Below are 10,167 nucleotides of genomic sequence, written 5' to 3'. Positions count from 1 at the left end.
TCATGCGCAACGCCAATCCAGCCATCCGGTCCGCTCGGTCACGTTCCCGAAATAACCGGTCACGTTGCCGAAATCGCCGGTCACGATCCCGAAACGGCCGGTCACGTTCATCCGAAATACGCAGCGAAACACGCGCACAGCTGAAATTCGCGTCGAGGTGCGTCGCGCGGACCTGTCGATAACGGTTAGCTGGCCGACCTCAGAGGCAGCGCAGTGCGCCGCCTGGCTGCGCGAGTGGCTCGCATGATCCGCATTGATCAGGTGTGGCTGGCAGTTGACCCGCTGGATATGCGGGCCGGCTTCGATACGGCACTGGGTCGGGTGATCACCGTGTTCGGCGCTGCGCATCCGCACCATGCTTACCTGTTTGCCAACCGGCGAGCCAACCGCCTGAAGGTGCTGGTTCACGATGGGATTGGCATCTGGCTGGCAGCGCGACGGCTGAATCAGGGGCAGTTCGCATGGCCGCGCGCGGGTAGCGAACCAAAGCAGCATGCGCTCACGCAGGAACAACTTGCCGGTCTGGTGGTGGGTTTGCCATGGCAGCGCATCGGCGCGGACGGTGTGATCCGTGTCGTTTGAGGACGTTCGGTACGTATACGGTCGCGCTTTCGCGCTCTCCGGGGTTCTGGCAGACTCGTCTGCATGGATCTGCCCGCCGACCTCAACACTCTTAGCCCCGAACAACTGCGTGCGCTCGCCACGCAACTGATTGCACGCGTCGAAGACCGGGACCGGGAGATTGAAGAGAAGACCCGGGAGGTCGGTGAGAAGGAGCGGGAATTACGCTATCGGCAGACCCGCATCGACCAGTTGACCCACGAGATATCGATTCTCAGACGCCATCAGTTCGGCAGGCGCAGCGAGCAGCTCAGCAGCGATCAGATGAACCTGCTGGACGAGGCAATTGACGCGGATCTCGCCGCCATTGAAGTTCAGCTCGAGCAACTTCAGCCACAAGCCACAACCGAGCCGCTACCCCTGCAACCGAAGCGTGCAGCGCTGCCGGCGCAATTGCCGCGCACAGAGATCCGGCATGAGCCGGAGAGCACCGTATGCCAGTGTGGCTGCGAGCGCGTGCGCATCGGCGAGGACATCAGCGAGAAGCTGGACTACACGCCAGGTGTGTTCACCGTGGAGCGGCATATCCGTGGCAAGTGGGTGTGCAGAAACTGCGAAACACTGATTCAGGCTGCGGTGCCTGCGCATGTGATCGACAAGGGCATCCCGACCGCAGGACTGCTGGCGTCAGTGCTGGTTGCCAAGTACGCTGACCACCTTCCCCTGTACCGTCAGGAGCAGATCTTTGCGCGAGCGGGCGTCGCGATACCGCGCTCGACATTGGGCGCATGGGTCGGTACGTGCGGCGTGCAGCTACAACCGCTGGTCGACGCGCTGCATCAGGAAATCCTGCAGCAGGGTGTGCTGCATGCGGATGAGACGCCGGTACAGATGCTCAGTCCCGGCAAAGGCAAGACTCACCGCGCGTATCTGTGGGCGTATACGCCCACACACTACAGTGAGTTACGCGCCGTGGTCTACGACTTCGCCGACAGCCGTGCAGGCGAGCATGCCCGCGCGTTCCTCGCTGGCTGGCAGGGCAAACTGGTATGCGACGACTACAGTGGTTACAAGGCTGGATTCCAGCAGGGCATCACTGAAATTGGATGTGCGGCGCACGCGAGACGCAAGTTCTTCGATCTGCACGCCAATCACAGCAGTCAGATCGCCGCGCAGGCGCTGCCGTTCTTCGCTGCGCTTTACGACATCGAGCGCGACGCTGCAATGCTGCAAGCCGACGAACGCCAAAAGCTCCGACAGAGTCGGGCCAAACCGGTCTGCGACGCACTACACGAATGGATGATGGCGCAGCGCAAGCTGGTGTCGGAAGGTTCTGCAATTGCCAAAGCGCTGGATTACAGTCTTAAACGATGGGATGCGCTGACCCGCTATCTCGATGACGGTCACGTGCCTATCGACAACAACTGGGTCGAAAACCAGATACGCCCTTGGGCTATCGGCAGGTCGAACTGGTTGTTCGCCGGTTCGCTTCGAGCCGGCAAACGAGCCGCAGCCATCATGAGTCTGCTACGTTCAGCGCAACTGAATGGGCACGAACCGCATGCCTACCTGAAGGACGTTCTCACGCGATTGCCGACTCAAAAGGCCAGCGACATCGCAGCATTGCTGCCTCATCGATGGCAGCCGGCGGATCCTACCCGCTAGTTCAATTCGTCAAGACGGGTTTGCCGGCCGCTTACCTTTTAAGAACGTGCCAGCTCATTTTGCAACAGGCGATGACAGCTTTTATTCAAAGAACTCGACGACACTCTTTCGCGACGAGCGTTGGCGGTCCGCACTGTCCCCACAAGAGCTTCAGGCGATCAAAGAAAACACTGAAGTTCGCGATCTACTAAGCAGCTTCGGGCTCGCACTTACCGATCATGGGGTCAAGGAGACGCGGCGGTGGCCATTGTCGGCGTTGTTCAAGTGATTCTCTAACCGCCCCTTGTCCAGGCAGTGCTACGAGTGGCCTTGATTTCCTTTGCACGCATGCGGATGTTGTGGACGATGTGACAAAGCTGTTGTTTAAAGTGAACCCCGGCGTCAAGACAGAGTGGACCGCAATTTAAGCTGCATTGATATCACACGCAGGGGACGGGCGGTGCCCCCCTGCCGCGGGGGCTGATGCGGCGGGGCAGCGCAGGGGAGCAGGCGAATCAGCCAGCGCTCCGCCGAACTTGTCCACAATTCTCGCACGGCTACCACAGCCACTCAGATAGATCTTAGCCGGGGTCTGGTATCCGAGCGACTGACGAGGCCTCTCGCCGTTATAGCAGGCAAAGTACTCTGCGAGCCTCACCGTCAGTTCGCCCATCGTCGCATAGCCCTTCAGATAGACATCCTCATGCTTGACGCTGTGCCGCAGGCGTTCAACGAATATATTGTCCAGCGCCCGACTCCCGACCGTCCATGCTGATCGCGACGCCCGCACCCTTGAGCACCCCGATAAACGCCTCGCTGGTGAAAAAGTACACCGCACCGCAGGTGGGTCAGTTTTACATCGGCGCTAACAGGTAACGCAGGGCACGCGCGCGCACGAGAACAATGCAACCGCGCCGAACGAACTTTGGGAGCATCCGAATGGTGAATGGCTGGACGCTGGAGCGGCGGGCGAAGCAGGCCGAGGCAATCATGCGATGTAAGCCGTGGGAGCGGTCGACAGGGACGGAGACCGCTGCGGGAAAGACGACCGCTTCGGGAGACGCGACCAAACATGGTGCAAGGTCGGCGGAGTGGATCGCGGAGAAGAAGGCCTTGAACGATCTTATAGGGGAGTGTCGGGACCGCTTGCGGCGATGCTAGTGGGCCGGCGGCCTGCGGAATCGGATTCAACAACGGCAAATGCGTTTTAAACTTGTCCGTGACCCAGAATAACGTGAAACTCATTCGCCCCCGGTACCGGGGCGTAATGCTTTAGGACCTTCGCTTTAAGAATCCCGAGAGATTGCAACTCACGAATCATGTCGAGAAATATTTCGCATTCGAAAACCCAGCAATGGCAATCTTGGTAGCCTCCAGATTCAAATGCATTTCGCGCCAGAGACAGGGCAAATTCTGGCGTGTAATAGTGTTCCAATGAGGCTATATCCGGGGTAACCTGCCATGCCAATGCGGTGTCCAGCTTGACTGCTTGGCTGAATCCATTATAGATTTGACTGAGGGTCGGAGCGGATCGCTTTTCAAAATAGGCCTGCAACACTTCCCCAGTCGTCGTCAAACGGCCTAACGTAATCAAAGGTGTACCGACGATCAGGGACGGCTAGGACAATTCTCCCCGCATGCTTCAATGCCGCCAACAGCGAATGCACCCAGCCGACAAGATCGAGGACGTGTTCGATTACATGAGACGCGATCACATAGTCGAACTTCATGCCGCCGAATGTATCTGGATGAGGTGGTGCATATACTACATGAATCGATCATGTTTCGGGACGCCGAACCCACCTAGTACGCAGCCGTGAACTCGCTTCTTTGCCGTCGACGCCAACATTGGAACGGATTCTTTCGACGATACCCTCCATTGCAGGACATAATGCGCCGAAGGAAGGCCTTCGAGTCCTTCGCCATGCAAGGCTACAGTCACTTTGGCTGCAAGCGAAGCGAAATAAACATGGTAACGCGGACCATCAAGAAGCCAGCATAGGGCATCAGAGCAAGCGCTGACATGGTTCGAAGTTGCACCCGCGTGGGAAGGCTGCGACGCAAAAACTGGCTGCCACTTCGGAAGCGGGCTGAGATTGACCCGCTAAAACGGACACCTTTTGATCAGGAGCTGTTGAAACGGGCAGGCATCGTACCCGATACCCGGTGTAGTTCCGGGCCCACATGGTCGAGCTGGTGAAGGCCGGAAGAACGCCTGAGGAGCTGGCGCGCGAGTTCGAGCCGACCGAACAGACCATCAACAACTGGGTTGCGCAGGCCGATCGTGATGCGGGTGTGCGTCATGACGGGCTGACGACGGCCGAGTGTCAGGAACTCACGCAGCTGCGTCGTGAGAACCGGCAACTGAAGATGGAGCGAGACATTCTCGCAGGCGGCGGCCTGGTTCGCGAGGGAGCCGGGGGCCGTTCCGCCGAAGGGCGGTAAGGAGCGAACCGGACCCGCTGGCCCATTGCCACGATGGTGCGGCCGCTCAGGGTCTCCACGAGCGGCTACTACGCATGGCTGGTGCGTGAGCCATCGACACGCTCGTGTGGCGATGCGCAACTGCTCGCGAGCATCCGCACGCTCCATGCGAGTTCGCGCGGCACGTATGGTGCGCCACGTATCCATGTGCAGCTCGCGCGTGAAGGTGTATACGACGGACGCAAGCGGGTCGCGCGCCTGATGCACATGGCCGGTCTGCGTGGTGCGAGCCGGCGGCGCTGGTCCCACACTACGCGGAAACGCGTGGGGCACGTCGCGCTCCAGATCTGTGCGTCGGCACTTCTGTGCCGAGGCGGCGAACGTGCTGTGTGTGGCGGACGCCAGTCTGTGAACATTCTTAAAAAATGAGGCGCTGCTATCTGGTCTATGGGGCTCGGTATGCCGCGGATTGGCAGCGGCTTTCCGAATCCACTGCGCATTGTTGGGAAGCGCGTGACGCACGCGTGGTCAGACACGCGCGAAGGCGATTCCGTCAATCATCCTCGCAGCCCCTAAGGAAAAGATCGTGCGAAATATTCGAGAGGAGGTCGCCGGGTCAGCGCGCCCGAAGCGTGATCGCGACATTGGTAGACTAACGGGTTTTGCATGGTGACAAACCGCAATTCAAGTTGCCGAAACCCGCCCTGTTAAGCTACCTTTCGCCATCGTTACGACCCCATCATCTTCCGAGTGCCGGAAAAGAACCACGCTGCTTTTTTCCTATGAATGCTTTGAGCGTATCACCCCGTGAAACCGGTGGCCTATCCGTATCGGTCGTCGTATATCGACCAGAGCGGGTGCAGCTCATGCGCACCCTCGCCAGTCTGCGCGCCGCGTGCAACGCATTGCGAGGTGCGAGTCCGGATGTGTCCGTCGAATTGTTCATCGTCGACAATGGCGGCCTGCCCGATATCGGCGCTGAGCTTGACGAACTCCGTCTCAATGATCTGGCCGTGTCGACCATCAGCGGACACGGGAACGTCGGCTACGGGCGCGGTCACAATCTGGCAATCGAACGCGCCAGAAGCAGTTTTCATCTGGTGCTGAATCCCGACATCGACATCGATCAGGATGCGCTGGTGACGGCGTTCGACTTTTTCGACGCCCATCCGGAGGCGGGCTTGTTGACGCCGCGCATTGGCGACGAGAGCGGGCATCTTCAGTACCTGTGCCGTCGCTATCCGACATTGCTTGACCTGCTGATCCGCGGCTTTTTGCCTGGTAGAATGTGCAAACTGTTTGCGGCGCGTCTCGCACGCTACGAGATGCGAGACCTGATCAACGAGCGCGACATAGTATGGGATCCGCTAATCGTCAGCGGTTGCTTCATGCTGTTTCGAACTCAATTGCTCCAAACTCTCGCAGGTTTCGACCCTCGCTATTTCCTCTATTTCGAGGATTACGACCTGAGTCTGCGTACGCACGAATTCGCGCGCGTCGTCTATGCCCCCGCGGTCCGCGTGCTGCACCATGGTGGAGGGGCCGCAGGCAAGGGGGCGGCGCACATCCGGATGTTCGCCGCGTCGGCGTTCAAGTTTTTCAACCGTTTCGGCTGGAAGTGGCTATGAGTCGGGTGCTGGTCACCGGCGCGAACGGCTTCGTGGGGCGCGCACTATGTCGGGCGCTGACCTGCGAGGGTCACTTTGTGACCGCGCTTGTTCGACGTGGGGGAAGATGCCCGGAAGGCGCTCGGGAATGGATCCATCAGAGCCTGGATTACGTGGATCTATCCACGACGTGGCCGTGTGGAATGACTTTCGATAGTGTCGTTCATCTGGCCGCGCGAGTTCACGTCATGGAGGACGACGCGGCCGAACCGTTCGAGGCCTATCGCCAGACAAACGTGGAGGGCACCTTGCGTGTAGCGGAAGCCGCCCGGCGCCACGGCGTGCGCCGCTTCGTCTTCGTCAGCAGCGTCAAGGCGCAGGCGGAGATCGATCCGGGGCGCCCGTTGCGCGAAGACGATCCGCCGTGTCCGCAGGACGCTTACGGGCGCTCGAAGGCCGAGGCCGAACAGAGCCTCATGCGGTACGGCGCGGAAACAGGTATGGAGATCGTCGTGGTTCGTCCCCCGCTTGTCTATGGCGCCGAAGTCCGCGCGAACTTTCTGCGGTTGATGGACGCAATCGCCAAGGGCGTGCCGTTGCCACTCGGCGTCATCGAGGCGAGACGGAGCATGGTGTACGTAGAGAATCTGGCGGATGCACTGAAGCATTGCGTAACGGATCCGCGCGCGGCAGGCGGGTGCTTCAACGTTGCCGACGACACCAGCCTGACCGTGGCCGAATTGGCACGCACTCTGGGTAAGCACCTGGGCAAGCCGGCACGCCTTGTACCGGTCCCCGCCAGTTGGCTGCATGCAGTGGGACGGCTGACGGGGCGTCAGGCCCAGGTGGAGCGACTGATCGGGAACCTGCGCCAGGATACGTCACATATTCGCGATGAGCTCGGCTGGCAACCGCCGTACTCGACGGACGACGGACTGGCCGCCACCGCGCGCTGGTACCGCTCGACGCATTGAGGACAATCGATGCTGAATGCCGATCACGGGTTATTTCCCTGGCCGACTGCCATGCTGGTTGCGATTACCGCCGCGATAGGCTGCGCGGTGATGCTGTGGTTTTTGCTGACGACAGGCCTCGCCTGGAGGCTAGCCACGGATATTCCAAACGAACGTTCGCTACATGTACGGCCGACGCCGCGCGTCGGCGGCTGGGGCGTCGTTCCGGTGGTGGTGCTCGCGATTCTTCTGACGGCTTCGTCGCTCTGGATGATCGCATGCGCCGTTGTTTTCCTCGCAGCGATGTCCCAGATCGACGACCGGCGCGGGTTGCCGGCGCACGTTCGTTTTGCGGGCCATCTCGCCGCCGTAGCAGTGCTGGTGGCGCTCTATCCTGCCGACGTACCGTGGTGGATGCTGACGAGCCTCGCCTTGTTGATGCTCTGGCTCGTCAATCTCTACAATTTCATGGACGGCGCCGACGGGCTCGCTGGTGGGATGGCTCTGTTCGGTTTCGGTGGCTACGCGGTGGCGGCGTTGGTGACCGGGCATCCGGTGCCCCAACTTGGCTTTGCGAGCGCGGCGGTAGCGGGCGCCGCAGCCGGCTTTCTGCTGTTCAATTTTCATCCGGCGCGGATCTTTCTCGGCGACGCGGGCTCGATTCCTCTCGGTTTCCTGGCGGGCGCCCTCGGTTACTGGGGCTGGCGCGAAGGCGCGTGGCCGATCTGGTTTCCAGCCATGGTTTTTGCCCCGTTCATCGGCGACGCTTCGGTCACTTTGATGCGTCGCCTCGGCCGAGGAGAAAAATTTTGGCAGGCTCACCGCGAGCACTACTATCAACGCATGGTTCGCTCGGGTATGGGGCACGCTCGGACAGCACTTTGCTGGTATGTAGTAATGCTCGCGGGCATAATACTTGCTATTTCCGCGCTTGGTCTGTCGGTGCAAGTGCAGTGGAGCTTTGTTATTGCATGGGCGGTCGTGCTTATGCTGATAGGCGTCGCCATTGATTGCCGCTGGCGTCGCTTTCAATCAATTGTCTACGAACAACCAAAGGTGTGACGCCGATGCTTCGAAACAAAGCCTCATGGCTATCGTTCAGCGCCTTCCTGTTCGATTTGTGCGCCGTGGTGGGCACGTGGCTTTCCGCCTATCTGATCCGTTTCAATGGTCCCATTCCCCATGATTTCTGGATGGGCGCATTGCACGCGCTCCTCTGGGTCCTACCGGTTTACGGTTTGATGTTCCGCGTCTTTGGCTTGTACCGCGGGATGTGGGTTTTCGCGAGCCTACCCGATTTGATGCGCATTTCCAAGGCGGTAATCGCAGGCGGCATGTTGGTGATGATCGCCGCGGTCTTTATCCAGCCGATTCCCATTGTCCCGCGCTCGGTCCTCATCCTCTCGCCGATCCTGTTGTTTCTCGTGATGGGAGGCGCCCGTGCGCTCTATCGCGCGACCAAGGAGTTTTACCTGTACGGCGGGCTCGTCGGCCAAGGCAAGCCCGTGATCGTTCTCGGCGCGGGCAACGCGGGCGCCACGCTTGCCCGCGAGCTGTCCCGCTCGGGCGAATGGCGTCTCGTCGGCCTGCTTGACGACGATCGCGCCAAGCATGGCCGCGAAATCTATGGACATAAGGTGCTCGGTCCCATCAGCGATCTGGCCCACTGGGCCGAGACGCTGCGCGCCGAGCACGCAATCATTGCAATTCCGTCAGCCTCAGTCGACAACCAGCGACGCGTCGCCACGCTGTGCGTGCGCGCCGGCGTACGCGCAATGACGCTGCCCGCGCTCACGCCGCTCACGCAAGGCCAGGCATTCCTGTCGCGCGTGCGACAGATCGATCTCGAAGACCTGCTCGGCCGCGACCCGGTGAGGATCGACACCGAGCACGTCGCCGCGCTGCTGAAAAACCGCGTCGTGATGGTGACCGGCGCCGGCGGTTCGATCGGCTCGGAACTGTGCCGGCAGATCCTGCGCTTCGGCCCGGTGCAACTGGTCGCGTTCGACATCTCCGAGTTCTCGATTTATCGCCTGAACGAAGAGCTGCGCGACAAGTATCCGGAAGTGTCGGTGGTGCCGATCATCGGCGACGTGAAGGACTCGCTGCTGCTCGACCAGGTGATGGTGCGCTACTGCCCGCACATCGTGTTTCATGCGGCGGCTTACAAGCACGTGCCGTTGATGGAAGAGGTCAACACGTGGCAGGCGGTGCGCAACAACGTGCTCGGCACGTACCGCGTCGCGCGCGCGGCGATCCGCCACGACGTCGCGCATTTCGTGCTGATCTCGACCGACAAGGCCGTCAACCCGACCAACGTGATGGGCGCGAGCAAGCGGCTCGCGGAGATGGCGTGCTCCGCGCTGCAGCAGCAGGGCGCGCGGCGCACGCAGTTCGAGACCGTGCGCTTCGGCAATGTGCTCGGCAGCGCGGGCAGCGTGATTCCGAAGTTCCAGGAGCAGATCGCGCGCGGCGGACCGGTGACGGTCACGCATCCGGAGATCACGCGGTTCTTCATGACGATTCCGGAGGCTTCGCAACTCGTGTTGCAGGCATCGAGCATGGGGCGCGGCGGCGAGATTTTCATTCTCGACATGGGCAAGCCGGTGCGTATCGCCGATCTCGCGCACGATCTGATCCGCCTGTACGGCTTCACCGAGGAACAGATTCGCGTCGTGTTCACGGGCCTGCGCCCGGGCGAGAAGCTTTACGAGGAACTGCTCGCAGACGAAGAAACGACCACGCGCACGCCGCACCCGAAGCTGCGCATCGCACAGGCGCGGGAGGTGCCGGACAGCCTGATCGACAACCTGCTGCCGTGGCTGATGCAGCATCGCGTGCCATCCGACGATGAAGTGCGGCGCGATCTGCGGCGCTGGGTGCCGGAGTATCTGCCGGCGACGGCGACCCAGTTGCGCATCGTGACGCCGGCGACGAGGGTGTCGTAAAGTGGGCTATTCTCCGACGAAGCCGGGTCT

At 60.9% G+C, this 10,167-nt stretch carries 10 protein-coding genes and 1 pseudogene; 8 read left to right on the top strand and 3 right to left on the bottom strand.

The window, feature by feature from the left end; genetic code table 11:
* Positions 1 to 243 precede the first annotated feature (243 nt).
* Complete coding sequence (tnpB, locus tag AB4Y34_RS32505) at positions 244 to 582, top strand: IS66 family insertion sequence element accessory protein TnpB (protein ID WP_176112030.1); 339 nt, start codon at positions 244 to 246, stop codon at positions 580 to 582.
* Between the two features lie 63 nt (positions 583 to 645).
* On the top strand, positions 646 to 2,226 hold the full coding sequence (locus AB4Y34_RS32500; protein WP_368718352.1) for an IS66 family transposase: 1,581 nt from the start codon (positions 646 to 648) through the stop codon (positions 2,224 to 2,226).
* A 502-nt stretch (positions 2,227 to 2,728) separates the two neighbouring features.
* Here the strand turns inward: AB4Y34_RS32500 and AB4Y34_RS32495 are convergent.
* From AB4Y34_RS32495 to AB4Y34_RS32485, 3 genes and pseudogenes are all read right to left on the bottom strand, one after another.
* Positions 2,729 to 3,029 (bottom strand): annotated as a pseudogene (locus tag AB4Y34_RS32495) (integrase core domain-containing protein); the annotation flags it as partial.
* A gap of 383 nt (positions 3,030 to 3,412) precedes the next feature.
* The gene (locus AB4Y34_RS32490) at positions 3,413 to 3,763 is read right to left on the bottom strand and encodes a hypothetical protein (protein ID WP_368718351.1); all 351 of its coding nucleotides are present in this window, start codon (positions 3,761 to 3,763) and stop codon (positions 3,413 to 3,415) included.
* Positions 3,744 to 3,935: a methyltransferase domain-containing protein gene (locus tag AB4Y34_RS32485; protein ID WP_368718350.1), complete on the bottom strand. Its 192-nt coding sequence runs from the start codon at positions 3,933 to 3,935 to the stop codon at positions 3,744 to 3,746. The genes AB4Y34_RS32490 and AB4Y34_RS32485 overlap by 20 nt, the downstream gene beginning before the upstream one ends.
* A 454-nt stretch (positions 3,936 to 4,389) precedes the next feature.
* Between AB4Y34_RS32485 and AB4Y34_RS32480 the strand changes: the two genes are divergently transcribed.
* The 6 genes from AB4Y34_RS32480 to AB4Y34_RS32455 all read left to right on the top strand — a co-directional run bounded on the left by AB4Y34_RS32480 (position 4,390) and on the right by AB4Y34_RS32455 (position 10,137).
* A complete protein-coding gene (locus AB4Y34_RS32480) occupies positions 4,390 to 4,650 on the top strand; it encodes a transposase (protein WP_368718349.1) in 261 nt (86 codons plus the stop codon).
* A 33-nt stretch (positions 4,651 to 4,683) separates the two neighbouring features.
* Positions 4,684 to 5,058, top strand: a complete 375-nt coding sequence (locus AB4Y34_RS32475; protein ID WP_368718348.1) for an IS3 family transposase — start codon at positions 4,684 to 4,686, stop codon at positions 5,056 to 5,058.
* Between the two features lie 353 nt (positions 5,059 to 5,411).
* Positions 5,412 to 6,257 carry a glycosyltransferase gene (locus tag AB4Y34_RS32470; protein ID WP_368718347.1) on the top strand — a complete coding sequence of 282 codons (846 nt, stop codon included), beginning with the start codon at positions 5,412 to 5,414 and terminating at the stop codon, positions 6,255 to 6,257.
* Complete coding sequence (locus tag AB4Y34_RS32465) at positions 6,254 to 7,210, top strand: UDP-glucose 4-epimerase family protein (RefSeq protein ID WP_368718346.1); 957 nt, start codon at positions 6,254 to 6,256, stop codon at positions 7,208 to 7,210. The genes AB4Y34_RS32470 and AB4Y34_RS32465 overlap by 4 nt, the downstream gene beginning before the upstream one ends.
* 51 nt (positions 7,211 to 7,261) lie before the next feature.
* On the top strand, positions 7,262 to 8,251 hold the full coding sequence (locus AB4Y34_RS32460) for a glycosyltransferase family 4 protein (protein ID WP_368718357.1): 990 nt from the start codon (positions 7,262 to 7,264) through the stop codon (positions 8,249 to 8,251).
* Between the two features lie 5 nt (positions 8,252 to 8,256).
* Positions 8,257 to 10,137 (top strand): polysaccharide biosynthesis protein, encoded by a 1,881-nt coding sequence (locus tag AB4Y34_RS32455; protein ID WP_368718345.1) that lies wholly within the window; start codon positions 8,257 to 8,259, stop codon positions 10,135 to 10,137.
* Positions 10,138 to 10,167: the final 30 nt, after the last annotated feature.

This window comes from Paraburkholderia sp. BR10954 (assembly GCF_040965775.1).
GTDB lineage: Bacteria > Pseudomonadota > Gammaproteobacteria > Burkholderiales > Burkholderiaceae > Paraburkholderia > Paraburkholderia youngii.
The sequence above is the reverse complement of the archived record's forward strand: the minus strand, read 5'-3'. Positions and strand labels throughout refer to the sequence as shown.

Bases quoted from the DNA above. Each gene is read 5' to 3' on its own strand.
- tnpB (WP_176112030.1), top strand. From the start codon at position 244: ATGATCCGCATTGATCAGGTGTGGCTGGCAGTTGACCCGCTGGATATG.
- AB4Y34_RS32500 (WP_368718352.1), top strand. From the start codon at position 646: ATGGATCTGCCCGCCGACCTCAACACTCTTAGCCCCGAACAACTGCGT.
- AB4Y34_RS32485 (WP_368718350.1), bottom strand. From the start codon at position 3,935: ATGAAGTTCGACTATGTGATCGCGTCTCATGTAATCGAACACGTCCTC.
- AB4Y34_RS32480 (WP_368718349.1), top strand. From the start codon at position 4,390: ATGGTCGAGCTGGTGAAGGCCGGAAGAACGCCTGAGGAGCTGGCGCGC.
- AB4Y34_RS32475 (WP_368718348.1), top strand. From the start codon at position 4,684: ATGGTGCGGCCGCTCAGGGTCTCCACGAGCGGCTACTACGCATGGCTG.
- AB4Y34_RS32470 (WP_368718347.1), top strand. From the start codon at position 5,412: ATGAATGCTTTGAGCGTATCACCCCGTGAAACCGGTGGCCTATCCGTA.
- AB4Y34_RS32465 (WP_368718346.1), top strand. From the start codon at position 6,254: ATGAGTCGGGTGCTGGTCACCGGCGCGAACGGCTTCGTGGGGCGCGCA.
- AB4Y34_RS32460 (WP_368718357.1), top strand. From the start codon at position 7,262: ATGCTGGTTGCGATTACCGCCGCGATAGGCTGCGCGGTGATGCTGTGG.
- AB4Y34_RS32455 (WP_368718345.1), top strand. From the start codon at position 8,257: ATGCTTCGAAACAAAGCCTCATGGCTATCGTTCAGCGCCTTCCTGTTC.